17 protein-coding genes are annotated in these 16,183 nt (G+C 45.9%); 4 read left to right on the top strand and 13 right to left on the bottom strand.

Annotated features, from left to right (window positions below; all coding sequences use genetic code 11):
- Nucleotides 1-14 precede the first annotated feature (14 nt).
- Nucleotides 15-476: a hypothetical protein gene (locus BTO09_RS09285; RefSeq protein ID WP_087524506.1), complete on the top strand. Its 462-nt coding sequence runs from the start codon at nt 15-17 to the stop codon at nt 474-476.
- A gap of 79 nt (nt 477-555) precedes the next feature.
- Here the strand turns inward: BTO09_RS09285 and BTO09_RS09280 are convergent, their stop codons facing one another.
- The gene (locus BTO09_RS09280; RefSeq protein ID WP_087524505.1) at nt 556-882 is read right to left on the bottom strand and encodes a hypothetical protein; all 327 of its coding nucleotides are present in this window, start codon (nt 880-882) and stop codon (nt 556-558) included.
- 33 nt (nt 883-915) lie between these two features.
- Between BTO09_RS09280 and BTO09_RS09275 the strand changes: the two genes are divergently transcribed.
- From BTO09_RS09275 to BTO09_RS09265, 3 genes are read left to right on the top strand one after another with little or no spacing between them, the layout of a single operon-like run.
- Nucleotides 916-1,098 carry a DUF5522 domain-containing protein gene (locus BTO09_RS09275; RefSeq protein WP_087524504.1) on the top strand — a complete coding sequence of 61 codons (183 nt, stop codon included), beginning with the start codon at nt 916-918 and terminating at the stop codon, nt 1,096-1,098.
- Nucleotides 1,095-3,083 carry a urocanate hydratase gene (locus BTO09_RS09270; RefSeq protein ID WP_087524503.1) on the top strand — a complete coding sequence of 663 codons (1,989 nt, stop codon included), beginning with the start codon at nt 1,095-1,097 and terminating at the stop codon, nt 3,081-3,083. Before BTO09_RS09275 ends, BTO09_RS09270 begins: the two co-directional genes overlap by 4 nt.
- 4 nt (nt 3,084-3,087) lie before the next feature.
- A complete protein-coding gene (locus BTO09_RS09265) occupies nt 3,088-3,624 on the top strand; it encodes a DUF4136 domain-containing protein (protein ID WP_087524502.1) in 537 nt (178 codons plus the stop codon).
- Nucleotides 3,625-3,689: 65 nt separating this feature from the next.
- Here the strand turns inward: BTO09_RS09265 and BTO09_RS09260 are convergent, their stop codons facing one another.
- The 12 genes from BTO09_RS09260 to BTO09_RS09205 are packed head-to-tail and all read right to left on the bottom strand — an operon-like array spanning nt 3,690 to nt 16,183.
- The gene (locus BTO09_RS09260; RefSeq protein ID WP_087524501.1) at nt 3,690-5,738 is read right to left on the bottom strand and encodes a thiamine pyrophosphate-dependent enzyme; all 2,049 of its coding nucleotides are present in this window, start codon (nt 5,736-5,738) and stop codon (nt 3,690-3,692) included.
- Nucleotides 5,739-5,749: 11 nt separating this feature from the next.
- Entirely contained in the window at nt 5,750-6,799 is a 1,050-nt protein-coding gene (locus BTO09_RS09255; RefSeq protein ID WP_232454944.1) for a branched-chain amino acid aminotransferase, read from the bottom strand.
- Nucleotides 6,800-6,815: 16 nt separating this feature from the next.
- Nucleotides 6,816-8,084 (bottom strand): dihydrolipoamide acetyltransferase family protein, encoded by a 1,269-nt coding sequence (locus tag BTO09_RS09250; protein WP_087524499.1) that lies wholly within the window; start codon nt 8,082-8,084, stop codon nt 6,816-6,818.
- Nucleotides 8,081-8,683, bottom strand: a complete 603-nt coding sequence (locus BTO09_RS09245) for a transferase hexapeptide repeat family protein (RefSeq protein ID WP_087524498.1) — start codon at nt 8,681-8,683, stop codon at nt 8,081-8,083. The genes BTO09_RS09250 and BTO09_RS09245 overlap by 4 nt, the downstream gene beginning before the upstream one ends.
- A complete protein-coding gene (locus tag BTO09_RS09240) occupies nt 8,683-9,435 on the bottom strand; it encodes an enoyl-CoA hydratase/isomerase family protein (protein WP_087524497.1) in 753 nt (250 codons plus the stop codon). The genes BTO09_RS09245 and BTO09_RS09240 overlap by 1 nt, the downstream gene beginning before the upstream one ends.
- A 46-nt stretch (nt 9,436-9,481) precedes the next feature.
- Complete coding sequence (locus BTO09_RS09235) at nt 9,482-9,766, bottom strand: GIY-YIG nuclease family protein (protein WP_087524496.1); 285 nt, start codon at nt 9,764-9,766, stop codon at nt 9,482-9,484.
- A 50-nt stretch (nt 9,767-9,816) separates the two neighbouring features.
- The gene (gene paaZ, locus BTO09_RS09230; protein WP_087524495.1) at nt 9,817-12,312 is read right to left on the bottom strand and encodes a phenylacetic acid degradation bifunctional protein PaaZ; all 2,496 of its coding nucleotides are present in this window, start codon (nt 12,310-12,312) and stop codon (nt 9,817-9,819) included.
- A gap of 9 nt (nt 12,313-12,321) precedes the next feature.
- Nucleotides 12,322-12,921 (bottom strand): short chain dehydrogenase, encoded by a 600-nt coding sequence (locus BTO09_RS09225; protein ID WP_087524494.1) that lies wholly within the window; start codon nt 12,919-12,921, stop codon nt 12,322-12,324.
- 5 nt (nt 12,922-12,926) lie between these two features.
- The gene (pcaF, locus tag BTO09_RS09220; RefSeq protein ID WP_087524493.1) at nt 12,927-14,138 is read right to left on the bottom strand and encodes a 3-oxoadipyl-CoA thiolase; all 1,212 of its coding nucleotides are present in this window, start codon (nt 14,136-14,138) and stop codon (nt 12,927-12,929) included.
- Between the two features lies 1 nt (nt 14,139).
- Nucleotides 14,140-14,619, bottom strand: a complete 480-nt coding sequence (locus tag BTO09_RS09215; protein ID WP_087524492.1) for a hypothetical protein — start codon at nt 14,617-14,619, stop codon at nt 14,140-14,142.
- Complete coding sequence (locus BTO09_RS09210; RefSeq protein WP_087524491.1) at nt 14,616-15,023, bottom strand: PaaI family thioesterase; 408 nt, start codon at nt 15,021-15,023, stop codon at nt 14,616-14,618. Before BTO09_RS09210 ends, BTO09_RS09215 begins: the two co-directional genes overlap by 4 nt.
- On the bottom strand, nt 15,023-16,183 hold the full coding sequence (locus BTO09_RS09205) for a 3-hydroxyacyl-CoA dehydrogenase NAD-binding domain-containing protein (protein ID WP_087524490.1): 1,161 nt from the start codon (nt 16,181-16,183) through the stop codon (nt 15,023-15,025). Before BTO09_RS09205 ends, BTO09_RS09210 begins: the two co-directional genes overlap by 1 nt.

Raw genomic sequence — 16,183 nt, 5'->3', positions numbered from 1 at the left:
AATTTTTTATACCTATGAAAACTACACTATTTATTCAGATTGTTCTGATAAGCATGTTCAGCGTCGCTGCTTACGGACAAGTGGGAATTAACACTACTGATCCCACAACTACCTTAGACGTTAATGGTTCGCTCTCGCTGCGCGCCGGTACTTTATCGATGACCAATGGCAATAACAACAATATTGACCTTGGAGATTCCCCCCTGTCTGTATACCGAATTGAAGGTCCTACGAACAGCTTTAAAGTTTCTGGTTTAATGCCGGTAGAGAGTGCCGATGGTCAAATGATCACCTTGATCAACACAACGGAGGAGATCATGACCATAAGACATAACACCGCGTCCACCCCCGACCAGCGAATTCTTTGCCCTGGAGCCGATGATTTAGTATTGGAAGGGCAATTCGCTACCGTGACCCTTATTTACAGTGCTGTAGATTCCCGTTGGTTTGTTACCAACATCTCGGGAGCGCTATAGTTGTATAATGTGCGTCAGTGGTAAGGTTGCGCTGTTGTTACAATCCGCAGTAAGACCTTCACCCCCAGCCACGGCGCATTTATAAATACCTTAAAAATGCCCAGAACCGAAAGGTCTGCAGATAATCCAAGTCAGTATCATTGGCGTAAGCCTCTCGTTCCATTGACAGATTGCTGTAGGCCTTTTTTCTGTTTCCATGCTGCAGCCATCGAAAGAAAAACTCAGTGATATACCACAGATAAAAAGGTAAGATGAGCATCTGCAGCTGCTGTCTTAAATGGATCCTTTCGTGATTCATCAATACGGCATCGCGTTTCAATTGTTCGCTGCGCAATAAGATAAATGGCCATAAGGTCATTCCGTAGGTACCTTTTGGCAAGAGGTGTCTATTTACCAGCACTATCATGCGCTCAAGGTAAGAAAATAGTATTTTTGCACTATGAGCACATTCGGAAAAAGAATCCCATTGGAACCCGGCGATTATTATCTAACTCCGGAAGGCTATAAATGTTTTACCGAGCAATACCATTTAAAGCGAGGTTATTGCTGTGAAAGTGGCTGCAGGCATTGCCCTTACGGCTACGACAAAAAGACCAACTCCCAATCCAAACGCAACTCATGAGTTTTAAAGAAGCAATACTTCAGGGCATCCCAGATAAATTACCTCCGCTAAAGCCTTATGACCCGGCTGTAAATCACGCGCCAAAACGCAAGGCCATTTTAAGTGCTTACGAGCAAGAATTAGCCTTGAGAAATGCGCTTCGTTATTTTGATCCGAAGCATCACGAAGTATTACTACCAGAGTTCAGAGAAGAATTGGAAACCTACGGCCGCATTTATATGTACCGATTCCGACCAGACTACACCATGCACGCAAGAGCTGTAGATGAGTACCCTGGTAATTCTTTGCAAGCGCGCTCCATTATGCTGATGATCCAAAATAATTTGGACCCAGCCGTAGCACAGCATCCGCATGAACTTATTACCTACGGAGGTAATGGTGGGGTTTTTCAAAACTGGGCACAGTACCTACTCACTATGCAGTATTTGGCCCAAATGACCGACGAGCAAACGCTGGTTATGTATTCCGGACACCCAATGGGCCTTTTCCCTTCGCATGAGAATGCTCCCCGCGTGGTAGTTACCAATGGTATGATGATTCCGAATTATTCCAAACCGGACGATTGGGAACGATTCAACGCCTTAGGGGTTACCCAATACGGACAAATGACTGCGGGTAGTTATATGTATATCGGGCCGCAAGGAATTGTGCACGGAACTACCATTACGGTGCTTAACGGATTCCGTAAAATTGGCAAGACCCCCAAAGGTGGGCTCTTTTTAACTTCTGGACTTGGAGGTATGAGTGGAGCCCAACCCAAGGCAGGAAATATAGCCGGTTGCGTTACTGTTTGTGCGGAAGTCAATCCGAAAGCGATCCATACTCGCCATAGCCAAGGATGGGTTGACGAAGTGATCAGTGATCTGGATGTTTTAAGCGAACGCGTAAAAGCTGCAAAAGCAGCAAAAGAAACAGTCTCTATTGCCTATGCCGGTAATGTAGTTGAAGTTTGGGAACGATTTGATGCCGACGGAATACAAGTAGATCTGGGGAGCGATCAGACCTCACTGCACAATCCTTGGGCAGGAGGTTATTACCCTGTTGGACTTTCTTTTGAAGCTGCTAACACCATGATGGCAGAGCAGCCAGACAAATTCAAGGCACAGGTGCAACAAAGCCTTAAGCGACATGCTGCTGCCATAAACAAACACACAGCAAGAGGCACCTATTTCTTTGACTACGGCAACGCTTTTCTATTGGAAGCCTCTAGAGCCGGTGCGGCTATCTTAGATACCGAAAATCCGGCACGTGAATTCATTTATCCGAGTTATGTACAGGATATAATGGGCCCTATGTGTTTTGATTATGGCTTTGGACCCTTCCGTTGGGTATGTGCCAGCGGCGACCCAGACGACCTTGCTAAAACAGACGCTTTGGCTCTAGAAGTACTAGAAGGACTAATGGAAAATGCGCCTGAGGAGATCCGCCAGCAAATGGCAGACAATATCCAGTGGATCAGAGGGGCTCAAGAGAACAAACTGGTAGTGGGTTCTCAAGCACGAATCCTCTATGCCGACTCTCAAGGGCGTATCGCAATAGCAGAAGCTTTTAACAAAGCCATCGCCAATGGCGAACTCGGTCCAGTTATTCTTGGAAGAGATCATCACGATGTTTCTGGCACCGATTCTCCCTATCGAGAGACCTCGAACATTTATGACGGAAGTAGCTTTACGGCAGATATGGCTATTCACAATGTAATTGGAGACAGCTTTAGAGGTGCTACCTGGGTGAGCATTCACAACGGTGGTGGAGTTGGCTGGGGAGAGGTTATTAACGGCGGATTTGGTATGGTTCTTGATGGTTCTAAAGAAGCGCATACCCGTCTGAGACAGATGCTTTTCTGGGATGTAAATAACGGAATTGCAAGACGCAGTTGGGCGCGCAACGAGGAAGCTCTATTTGCAATTAAAGCAGAGATGGCCAGAGAGCCAAAACTCAAAGTAACGCTTCCGAATATCGTTGACGATTCTTTATTTAAACCATAGTGCTATGCAAATTAGAAAATTCTTACCCTTGGCTGCTTTAGTACTGCTTGTGATGAGCTCTTGCACCTCCGTACGCGTGGTGTCCGACTATGATACAACAGCCAGTTTTGACAATTACAGATCATTCGCCTTCTTTAAACCTGGCGTTGATAAAGCACAGATCTCAGATCTGGACAAAAAGCGAATTCTTAGAGCTATCGATGCCGAATTGACTGCCAAAGGCATGATCAAAAGCGAAAACCCGGATCTGCTTATCAGCATTTTTACTAAAGAACGGGAACGCGTAGACGTTTACAACAACAACTTTGGCTGGGGCTGGGGTTGGAACCCATGGTGGTGGGGCGGCGGCTTTGGCAATACAGTTTCTAGCCGTACAGAAGGCACTTTGTATATTGACTTGATAGACACCACGACCAATGAACTGGTTTGGCAAGGATTAGGTACAGCCAATATCTCTCACCTGAGTGTGGAGCGAAAAATTGCTCGTATTCAAGAGATCGTTGCTAAGATCCTTGAAGAGTTCCCTCCGGAGCCAAAATAATAAAAGCACAAATACAAAAGGCGATCACAACGATCGCCTTTTTTGTTCTATAAACCTATCAGTTGCTAATATTCCAAAAGGGTTTTGATCTTGGCTTTTACTTTCTCTGTGGATGGGATCATGGTCTGTTCCAAGGTACTGTTGAGCGGAATAGCCGGCATGTTTTCGCTTCCTATGACCATTACCGGACCATCTAGAGCCGTAAAGCATTCTTCCTGTATTCTTCCTGCCAAAGCTCTGGCAAAACTGTTCTCTGACGGTTCTTCCGTTACTACCAAACATTTACCACATTTATTGACAGAAGCAAAAACTGTTTCGTAGTCTAAAGGATGTAAGGTTCTCAGGTCGACGATCTCTATGCGATCTTTCATTCCCAACTCCTCAGCAGCATTCATAGCCCAATGCACACCCATACCATAGGTAATGATGCTCAAGGTTTCTTCTTGCTCTTGCTTCCAGATCTCATTGAGGACCCAAGCTTTCCCGAAAGGTAAAATATAATCTTCTGCAGGCTCCAAGGAGGTCGCTCCTTTGGTACCAGGCACCTTGCTCCAATACAAGCCTTTATGTTCAAAGATCACCACAGGGTTCGGATCGTGATAGGCCGCTTTGAGCAATCCTTTTAGATCGGCGCCATTACTCGGATAAGCGATCTTTAACCCTCTAATATTGGTCACCACGCTTTCTACAGATGAACTGTGATACGGTCCGCCACTTCCATATGCTCCGATAGGCACACGCAAGATCATCGAAACTGGCCACTTGCCATTACTCAAATAACAACTGCGACTCACCTCGGTAAACAACTGATTGAGTCCTGGCCAGATATAATCGGCAAACTGAACCTCCACAATTGGTTTTAGCCCCACAGCGCTCATCCCCACCGTAGACCCCACAATAAAAGCCTCTTGAATAGGGGTATTGAAAACGCGATTGTCTCCAAACTTCTGCGCTAAAGTCGCGGCTTCTCTAAACACACCTCCCAAGCGCGCTCCCACATCTTGCCCATAAAGCAGACATTCCTTGTTTTGCGCCATGAGTTCTTCTATGGCAAAAAGCGCACAGTCTACCATAACTACTTGCTCTGCTCCTTCTGGGCTGCGATCTCCTTGCTCCTCAGTAACAGGAGTTGGTGCAAAATCGTGGGTAAACAGATCTTCGGGTTTAGGATCTTCTGCTGCCTTGGCCTTGACATAGTCCGCAGCTACTTTTTCTTTTACTTCGGATTCAATGGCGCTGATCTGCTCCGCAGAAAAACCATTATCGCTCAATAATTTTTTGATCTTCGGATAGGGATCACGACTGCGCGCCTCCTCCAGATCATCTCGATACCACTCCATACGCACTCCAGAGGTATGGTGATTCAAAAGAGGCACCTTTGCATGAACCAAAAACGGTCTGCGCTCTTTACGAATGGTTGCAATGATCTCTTCTAATTGGGAATAACTCTCGGCAAAATCCGTTCCGTCTATAGTTACTGCGTCTAAACCGTGAAATCCGGCTGCGTATTCATAGGCGTTCTGCGCTCTAGTCTCCGCAGCATTGGCACTGATATCCCAGCCGTTATCCTGTACCAAATACAAGATCGGCAACTGCTTTAAAGCAGCCATTTGAAATGCTTCTGCGATCTCTCCTTCGGTAACTGATGCGTCTCCCAAGGAACAAACTACTACAGGAGCTTCTACAGAATCATCCTGAAGCCCCACACTTTCCTTATACCAAAAGCCCATAGCAACTCCTGTTGCCGGGATGGCTTGCATTCCAGTAGCAGAACTTTGATGCGGGATCTTGGGTTTGTCGTCATCGCGCAGACTCGGATGCGAATAATAGGTTCTTCCGCCGGAGAAAGGATCGTCTTTTTTGGCCAAAACCTGAAGCATCAACTCATAAGGCTGCATCCCAATGGCGAGTAACATTGAGTCGTCTCGGTAGTAGGGAAACATATAATCCTGCGGTTTCAATTGCAGGCCCACAGCAGTCTGAATTACCTCATGTCCACGCGAGGTTGCATGTACATATTTAGAGACCTCTTTAAAGTTCTCCTCATAGAGTTCGGTCATAGCCTTAGCTGTGGCCACATTGGCAAACGCCTTTTGTAAAAGTTCTTTATTCATAGCTGCGGAAACTAAACCGTGAGCATCCAGTTGTGCTCATCTTCTAAACGACCTGTTTTAATTCCGTTTAAGGTGGCATTGATCTGTTCTGCCACTGGGCTACTGTCACCTAATGGGATCACCTCATCTCCCCAACCAATGGCTTCTATATAGGCAATACCCACTGCTGTTCCTGTTCCGAAGGCTTCTTCTAAGCGTCCTTCTGCAGCAGCTTTGGCCAATTCTTTAATACTGATGCGTCTTTGCTCCACCTTGTACCCAGCATCTTCCAAGAGCGTCATCACAGAACGTCTAGTGATTCCGTCAAGCACGGCACCGTCTAGTGTAGGTGTTACAAAATGCCCATCAATCTTAAAAAAGATATTCATGGTTCCCACTTCCTGAATATATTCGTGATGCTCTGCATCTAACCACAACACCTGGTCATAACCTTTGGCTTTGGCCAATTCAGTAGGGCGAATGGCAGCCGCGTAGTTTCCTGCCGCTTTAGCTTCTCCTGTTCCACCTTGAGCAGCACGGATGTATTGATTCTCTGCATATAAACGGATACGCTTGCTAAAGAACGGTCCTGCCGGCGAGGCGATAATGATAAACTTATAAGAGGTCGCAGCACGCATCCCAATAAATGGCTCATCGGCATACATAAACGGACGCAAGTACAGAGCGCTACCTTCTTGAGGAGGAATCCAACTGCGTTCCAAGGCTACCAATTGCTTTAAGCCTTCTACGAAAAGTTCCTCAGGAAAATCAGGCATGCCCATACGCGCAGCACTAAAGTTGAGGCGTGCAGCATTGTCATAAGCTCTAAAAAGCATAGGGTTCCCAGAAGCATCCACCGTCGCCTTCATGCCTTCAAAAATAGCTTGACCATAATGCAAGGCCATAGCAGCCGGATGCGTTGGAATAAGTTCCAATGGGCGAATTTCTGGGTCTTGCCATTGTCCATCCTCATATTGACAAATGAACATATGATCGGTAAAGGTGCGTCCCAATGGGATATTGTCAAAATCAACAGCAGTGGCTCGAGACTCGGCTACCGTTTGAATTTTTATGTTTTGCATAGTAGTTTCCATGGTCTTAAATCGTTTTGTTGGAATCAAATTGTTCCATATAATCGGCTATTCTTCTTAAGAAAGATCCTGCCAAGAAACCATCTACGATACGATGGTCAAAGGAGAGGGAGAGATACATCATTTCACGGATCTCGATCTTATCGCCTTCCGGATACTCGATCACCTCAGCGCGTTTTTTAATGATTCCCGTTGCTAGGATCGCGGCCTCTGGCTGATTGATGATCGGCGTTCCCATTAGACTTCCAAAAGTCCCTACATTACTTATGGTAAAGGTGCTTCCTTGGGTATCATCTGCTTTGAGATTGCCTTCGCGAGCAGCGAGGGCCAAACGGTTAGTCTCCGCAGCCAATTCCGCCAAGTTCAATTTATCAGCATCTTTTACGACAGGTACGATCAAATTACCACTGGGTAATGCAGTCGCCATCCCAATATTGATATGATCTTTAATAATGATGTCTTCGCCGTCTAGCGAACTGTTGATGTTCGGGAAATCTTGAATCGCTTTTGCAATGGCTTGAATAAACAATGGCGTGAAGGTCAGCTTCTGCCCATGCTTATCCATAAAAGCCGTTTTATTTGCCTTGCGCCAGGTACTCATGGCAGTAAGGTCGGCTTCCACATAGGCTGTTACGTGAGGCGAAGTGTGCTTGGAGAACACCATATGATCTGCGATCATTTGGCGCATACGGTCCATAGGTACGCGTTCTCCTGTACCTTTGTCAAACTTCAGATCGGGCACCTTAAAGCCAGAATCGCTTGCGGGTTGCACGAACTGATACGGACGCCCGTCTGCAATGTATTGCATAACGTCACTCTTTCTCAGGCGACCCTCATTCCCTGTAGCTGGGATCCGAGCCAGTTCTTCAAAGCTTATATGATGCTCCCGAGCAATGGCCTCAATGAGCGGACTCACAAAGATATTCTCGTTGACCGTATAGCCCGTAGCTGTCTTTTTCTTAGGTATTGATGTTTTTGGTACTGCGGATGTTGGAGCAGCAGTTTTTGGGGCCTCAGCTTTTACCACAACTTCATCACTGAGTTCCAATTCTGCCAAAGGCGCCCCAACGGCAACAACTTCTTTGGTCGCAGCCAAATGCTTTATAAGAGTTCCGGCAGCAGGTGCAGGAACTTCATTGTCTACCTTGTCTGTAGCCACTTCACAGAGGATATCTCCTTCTGCAAAGGTCTCCCCTTCTCCTACCAACCAGTTCAGCAGGGTACCTTCTGTAATGGATTCTCCCATTCTCGGTAAAGTCAAGGTGTGTTTCTTCATGAATTATTGCGTTTAAAACTCGCTAGTGTTTTATAAAAATCTTCTTGTTCAGGCCTGTTCTCTGGAATCTCTGTTAGTGGTTCTACTTCTTTGAGGGATTCGTGACAGTCTGCCGGCAACTGCTGATAGAGTTTGGTCCCTGCAGTCTTCCAAGCGATCATCTCGTCACTGACCTCTTTGATCACTTTAGCCGGATTTCCGACCACCAAACTGCGTCTTGGGATCACCGTTTCTGCCTTGACAAAACTCATGGCTCCGACTATGGATTCATCACCGATGACCGCATCATCCATGATCACCGAGTTCATCCCAATAAGACAATTACGACCCAAATTAGCCCCGTGAATTACTGCTCCGTGGCCCACATGGGCTCCGGCAGCCAGCGTAATACTCTTGCCCGGAAACATATGTACGGTGCAGTTCTCCTGCACATTGACTCCATCCTCTAAAACGATCTCACCCCAATCGCCGCGAATAGCAGCTCCTGGCCCTATATAACAGTCTTTACCAATGATCACATTGCCGGTCACTGCCGCCAAAGGATGCACAAAACTGCTGCGGTGCACTACTGGGATATGTCCTTTAAAGGAATAGATCACTACTTAAATCGTTTCAAAGTTTCTTTGGTGAATTCACTCAATACCAAGCGTCCGCTAATGGCAGCTCGCTGGGCCAAGAGCTCGTCCCAATGCTCAGTTCCTTGCCAGAACATTTGCTTCATTTCACGCATGGCTTCTGGATTGTATCCGCAGAGCTGCTTGGCAAAACCATTGACAGCCTCGTCCAATTCTTCTGTAGAATCGTAAACCTGGGTAAACAATCCTTTTTGTCTCGCCCATTCTGCAGGATAGAAAGTATTGGCATCTATAGCGATCTGCGACATGCCGCTTAAACCAAGCTTGCGCTGTACAGCAGGCCCAACTACAAAGGGCCCGATCCCAACGTTGAGTTCACTGAGTTTAATGGCTGCAAATTTGGTCGCCATACAGTAATCAGTAGCCGAAGCCAATCCAACTCCGCCTCCAACGGTCTTTCCTTGCACACGACCAATGATAAACTTTGGACATTTGCGCATGGCGTTGATCACATTGGCAAACCCGGAAAAGAACACCTGCCCGGTTTGAGCATCGTCTATAGCGATGAGTTCTTTAAAACTGGCGCCTGCGCAGAAAGTGCGATCGCCACCGCTTTTTAAAATGATCACTTTTACAGCCTCATTTTCACCAGCAGCAGTAATAGCATCGGCAAGTTGCGCCAAGATGTCTCCCGGTAAGCTGTTGTGCGCGGGATGAAAGAATTCAATGGTTTCTATCCCGTCATCTATATTCGTTTTAACGTAGGGTGCCGTCATATTTATCACCCGAAACATCGGGTGTCTTTTTAAGGTTAATCTCTAATTATATTTCTTCGTACAAATCCCTCCAATTAGGATTAGATTTCTCGATTAATTCTATTTTCCATGCTCTCTTCCATTTCTTTATTCTTCTCTCTCGAAGAAGAGCATCCTCGTGACTCTGAAACTCCTCGAAATACATCAGCTTATCCAAATTATATCTCGCAGAAAATGTATTTGGATGCGCTTTGCTCTTATGTTGATATATCCGTTGTTTCAGTCTTTTAGTTTTTCCGACATATAAAACACCATCTTTTTTATTTGAAATCATGTAAACGCAGTGTTTCATACTCAAGTTTTAGATTCCCACCTTCGTGGGAAGTTTGAACAATTTAATTTCTACAATAAATTAAATTGTTCAAAATGATGATTCAAATGCTTGCGCTCCAGTAAGTACCATTCAAACTTGTTTAGGGGTCCAAAAACAACATTGTTGGTAATGGCGTCTGGGTTCTCATTAAAGAACTGCAGATACGCCTCGCGCGCTTCTAGCATTTTAATTTTTGCAGTTTCTAGATCAGCATGCAAATGCTCATTGATCTTTGACTGCGCAGCCAATGGAAAATCGTATTCCCTAGGCATTTTCTTGTAGTTGTATAAGGTCTCATTGACCTTTTCTAATATCTTTTCTGGCGTGGCGATCTCAAAATCTTGGATCTCTCCGCTGGCAATGCGGTAGGTATACTCCAAGTGTTCTACCATAGCCTGAGCTGACATGGTTCCCCAAGCGGGTTTATCGTTGGCCTGAAGTCTGTTCAAGCAACTTTTTATGCTGCTATCGGTCATTTCTGTAAAGACCGTCTGCTTCTTTTGTACCATGGTCAAGATGGTCGCAATGGCCACTAACTCATCCGCAGTATCAAAAACTTCCACGTACCATTTTACAATTCCGCTTGGCAATTCCTTACCACGAGAATCTCTGTCGATCTTCTGCTTACAGGTCAGGCGTACATAAACGGTATCGTTGTGATAAATAGGTCGTAAAAAGCGGCATTCCTCTAAACCGTAGTTTGCAGCTACTGGTCCTTTGTTCGGATAGACAAACAAACCTGCTGCGGCAGCCAAGATGAAATACCCGTGTGCCGTGCGCTTTTCAAAGATGGATCCATCTAAAGAAGTAATATCCGTATGCGCATAGAAATGATCCCAAGTTAGGTTGGCAAAATTCACAATGTCACCATCGGTAATGGTACGCTTGTGCGTCTTTAAAGACATGCCCGGCTCGATATCTTCCCAATGGTAAGCAAAAGGATGCTTGTCAATTTCTTTATAGGCACCTTTAGGCTGATAGATCCCGGTTACCTCAGTTAGCGTAGTTGGTGAACCTTGCACCGCACAGCGCTGCAAATAATGCTTTACACCGCGCATGCCACCCATTTCTTCACCACCTCCTGCTCTACCCGGACCCCCGTGGATAAGGTTTGGCAGCGGAGAACCGTGACCAGTACTTTCTTTGGCATTCTCTCTGTTGAGCACCAAAATACGTCCGTGGTGGCTTGCTGCACCTACTACATAATCTCTGGCAACACTATCGTCATGGGTAACAATGGAACTCACCAAAGAACCTTTACCCATACGAGCCAAGGTAATGGCTTCGTCCAGATCTTTATACGGCATCAGCGTACTTACAGGACCAAAGGCTTCTGTAACGTGTGCCGCTTGATTTTTAAATGGATCATCCTCACGCAAAAGGATGGGCGATATAAATGCTCCAGCAGCTGCATCAGCTCCAGTAGTATTGACAGTTTCAAGATCACCATATACCAAGCTGGCGGTTTCGGCGATCTTGCTTACTTGTTCTTTTACAGCATCACGTTGCTGCGTGCTTACCAAGGCACCCATGCGCACTTCTTTAAGGCGTGGATCACCAACAGTCACCTTGTCTAATGCTTTGCCTAGAGCGATCTGCACATCTTCTATTAAAGGCTCCGGAACTATGATCCTTCTGATCGCGGTACATTTTTGACCACATTTTACGGTCATTTCCTTGCGAACCTCTTTGATGAAGAGATCGAATTCTGGAGTACCCAGAACCGCATCAGCTCCTAAGATAGAAGCGTTCAAGGAATCAGCCTCCATAGTAAAAGGCACAGATTCTGCAAGTAGCTGCGGATGGTTCTTTAACAAACGACCAGTACTGGCAGAACCCGTAAAGGTCACCACATCTTGAGATTGTACGGTATCTAAAATGTTCTTGGCTGTACCGCTGATGAGTTGTAAACTTCCTTCAGGCAAAATTCCTGAGGCGATTATCTCACGTACTACAGCTTCTGCTAAATAGGCGGTTTGCGGCGCAGGCAAGACTACAGCGGGCATTCCGGCCATCCAGTTTACGGCGCATTTCTCTAGCATGCCCCAAACCGGGAAGTTGAAGGCGTTGATATGAACAGCAACTCCTTGTCGTGGCACCATGATGTGATGGGCCATAAAACGTCCGCCGCGAGAAAGGTCAATAGGATCTCCTTCTACGTGGTACGGTTGGTTCGGGAATAGCTTACGCAAGGATGCATTGGCAAAGAGGTTTCCGAATCCGCCTTCTATATCGATCCAACTGTCAATGCGCGTGGCTCCAGTTCTGTAACTGAGCTCATAAAAGGCTTCTTTCTTTTTAGTTAGATGCAAAGCGAGCTTCTTGAGCATATTCCCGCGCTCTTGAAAGGTCATCTTTCTAAGCACATCACCTTTATCACGGCCGTATTGAAGAATATCTGGCACCGCAAGACCTTCTACAGAAACTGCAGTAAAAATTTCTCCGGTAACTGAATCGGCAATTGGGTTACCGTCTCCGGCCCCGTCCATCCAGGATCCTAAAACATAATGTTGGGTCTTATTCATACTGCTCTTTTATGCGTTTACGCGTATTATTTGTCCGTTGATCTTTCCGAGAACACTCTTTAGATAAGCGTTCGTGACTTTAGCCATAGACACCGGATCGTGTCCGGGGAAATAGTCTTTATATTTTTCGTAGGCATCTTCTACCAGACCGGCACATACCACATTGACACGCACCGCGTCCAATTCAAGAACTACAGCCTTTACAAAACTGTGAATAGCACCATTGACCATGGCTGCGGAAGTAGTCATATCCACAGGATCGTCCGCTAGAATACCTGTAGATAAGGTAATGGAGCCTCCCTGGCTCAAATAGTCTTTGGCAATGCGAACCACATTGACCTGCCCCATAAGTTTGCTGTTTATACCTATGTAGAAGTCGTCTTCGCTTAAGTTGTCAAACTTGTCCCATTTAGCATCTCCGGCAGTTACCACAACAGCATCTACAGTTCCTGTAGTTTTAAAGAGACGGATCAAGTCGGCCTCGTTTGCCATATCCACCTGAATATCGCCAGAGTTTCGACCTACAACAACCACCTCATGTTCTTGCTTAAGCGCAGCAACTACATGGTTACCTATGGTTCCGTTTCCTCCTATGACTACTACTTTCATCTGACCTAAAGGTTTACATTTTCTATGATGGCCGCATATCCTTGTCCCACACCAACACACATGGTAATAAGCGCATAGCGTTTATCCGTTTGTTGCAATTCCAATGCTGCGGAATAAGCGATTCGCGTTCCCGTAACTCCTAACGGATGCCCGATAGCTATAGAACCTCCGTTCGGGTTAATTCTTGGGTCGTCATCGGCCAAGCCCCACTGTCTAATACAGGCCAAAGCTTGGGAAGCAAAGGCTTCATTGAGCTCAATGACATCCATATCTTCTAGGCTCAAATTGGCTTTCTGGAGTGCTTTGTAGGTTGCCTCTACCGGGCCTATACCCATGATTCGAGGTTCTACCCCTACCACTGCCGAACTCACAATTCTAGCCAGCGGTTTAAGGCCATATTGTTTCACGGCTTCTTCTGAAGCGACAATGGTTGCTGCTGCTCCATCGTTCAGACCAGAAGAGTTTCCGGCCGTTACACTACCGTCTGACTTGAATGCCGGACGTAATTTGGCTAGTATTTCTTTAGAAGTAGTTGGTTTTATGAATTCGTCTTGCGAAAAGATGATATCGTCTTTTTTGCGCTGCGGAATCACCACATCCACGATCTCCATACCAAGTCTACCGCTCTCGCGAGCTGCTGCAGCTTTCATTTGGCTCCAATAAGCAAAGGCATCTTGATCCTCACGGGAAATGTTGTACTTAGCCACAAGGTTCTCTGCGGTATTTCCCATGCCGTCAGTGCCGTAAAGTTCGTGCATCTTGTGATTTACGAATCGCCAACCGAAGCTGGAATCGTACATTTTAGCATCATTCCCAAAAGCAGAAGTAGGCTTCGCAATTACATATGGGCCGCGGGTCATGTTCTCTACACCTCCAGAGATGAAAAGATCTCCATCTCCAGCTTTAATGGCACGATTGGCCTGAACAATTGCAGAAAGACCACTGCTGCACAAGCGATTGATGGTCTCCCCCGGAACAGTGAAAGGCAAACCAGCTAAAAGTAATGCCATACGCGCCACGTTTCTATTATCCTCTCCGGCCTGATTGGCACAACCCATGATCACGTCATCATAAGCATCGAGGGGAATTTCTGGATGACGCGCCGTTAATTCCCGGATAACGTGGGCTCCCAAATCATCGGTACGCACCGCGCTTAAAGTTCCCTTGTAATTTCCAATGGGAGTTCTGACTCCGTCTATGATATAGGCTTCCTTCATATTATTCTTTTACCGCAGCACTCAATGCCGCTGTTTTTGTGTAAGCATCCATTTTTTCAGCATCATGTCCAGGACCGTAGAATCCTGAAACCAAAATGCTGGTGGAATCGTCATTCTGGCGTGCATACATAGTTAAATAGGTGTCCCCTTTATCCTTAAGTATCATTTTAACAAACAAAAAACGCTTTCCATCTAGTGTGAGAATATCTTTTTCTACAACCTCTCCACCTTGTTCAAGCGAGCCTGTGTTGTATTCCAGTTCCATTTGCTCAAAGGAGATCGGGAGTAATTGTCCCATAATAGCTGCTTTGTAATCCTCGCTGTAAAAAGCTTGCCCATCAGGGGTTTTTATAGGAAAGTAATCCTCGTCTACCTCAAAGTTCACAGCAATAGCTCCCAATTCGTTTGGTGGATTACTATCCTCTTGTCCAAAGACGAACAAAGGGCTTATAATAAATAGTAGGACTGCTAATTTTTTCATTCTTCCCAATCTTTTGATGTTCTGTAAACCACGCCTTTGAACAGCGCTACTAATTCGTCTCCGCGGTGTATCTCCACGATATTAAAACCCACTTTATTCTTGGTGTGGTCCAAGGTGCATTCGGCCACCAAATAATCGCCTTCGTTCAATGCTTCTATATGATTAATGGAGGTTTCTATGGACACGGCATATTTACCGTGGGTATTACTGGTAAAACCAAAAGCAGTATCCGCCAAAGCGTACGTAATCCCGCCATGGGCAAAACCCATACTGTTTAGCATCTCTGGTCTTACCTTTAGGCCTAATCGAACCCGACCAACTTCACAATGCAAGATCTCTATCCCCAGCCATTGGCTAAAAGGATCTAGTGAAAGCATTTTGTATGGAATCTTCTCGCCCTGCATTAAAAGAAGGTTTGATTGGCCTCGGCCATTTTTCTAAGTATCGGCGATGTTCTGTAGCGATCTTCACGATAGGTATCGTAAAGTGCATCTAATTGATCCACGCAATTGGCTATACCGAATTCGTCTGCCCAAGCTAAAAGCCCTTTGGGGTAATTTACACCCTTGGTCATGGCCAGATCAATATCTTCAGCGCTGGCAATGTTTAGATATAAAGCATCCGCAGCCTCATTGATCAACATCACCAAAACACGGTTCAATATTTTTGTTGCCAAGGCATCATCTGTCTGAGGTTCTGGATTTACAGCTCCCTCGGCATAATTGTAATAACCTCTACCCGACTTTCTTCCTAAATAACCGGCTTCGCTCAAGCGCTTTTGCGTAAAAGAAGGTTTGTAGCGCGGGTCGTAATAGAAAGCCTTAAAAACAGTTTCGGTTACGGTGTAGTTAACATCGTTGCCAATAAAATCCATTAGCTCAAAAGGCCCCATACGAAAACCTCCCTTGCTCTTCAATGCCCAATCGATGGTTGGGACATCGGCAATTCCTTCTTCCAATATCCGCAGCGCCTCGCCATAGAAAGGTCTGGCCACACGATTTACTATGAATCCTGGAGTGTCCTTGGCTAAGGCAACCACCTTACCCCAATCCTTAATGGTTTGGACAACTAGATCAGTATTGTGATTGGTGGTTTGTACTGCCGGAATGACCTCCACCAATTTCATCAGCGGAGCTGGATTGAAAAAGTGAATTCCCAAACAGCGTTCCGGTTTTTGTAAAGACGCAGCTATAGCCGCTACAGATAAAGATGAGGTATTGGTGGCTATGATACAATCGTCTCCGAGCAGCGGTTCTAATTGCTGAAACAGCTTGGTCTTGATCTCTAGGGACTCTACGATAGCTTCGATAACCAGATTGGACCCACCCAGGTCTCCTAAGGATGTGGAATAGCTGATCAAAGCTTGGATTCTTTTCTTCTCTTCGGATTCGATTCGGCCTTTTACCACCAAACGGCTCAGAACTTGTTCAAGTTTTGCTGCGGAGCGGTCCAAGACTTCTTGGTTCAGATCGCAAAGTACAACCTCACAACCCGCTGTGGCAGCAACTTGTGCAATGCCACTCCCCATGGTTCCGGCTCCTATAATCCCTACCCGATGTATCAT

This window comes from Gilvibacter sp. SZ-19, assembly GCF_002163875.1.
In the GTDB taxonomy this organism is placed as follows: Bacteria; Bacteroidota; Bacteroidia; order Flavobacteriales; family Flavobacteriaceae; genus Gilvibacter.
The sequence above is the reverse complement of the archived record's forward strand: the minus strand, read 5'-3'. Positions and strand labels throughout refer to the sequence as shown.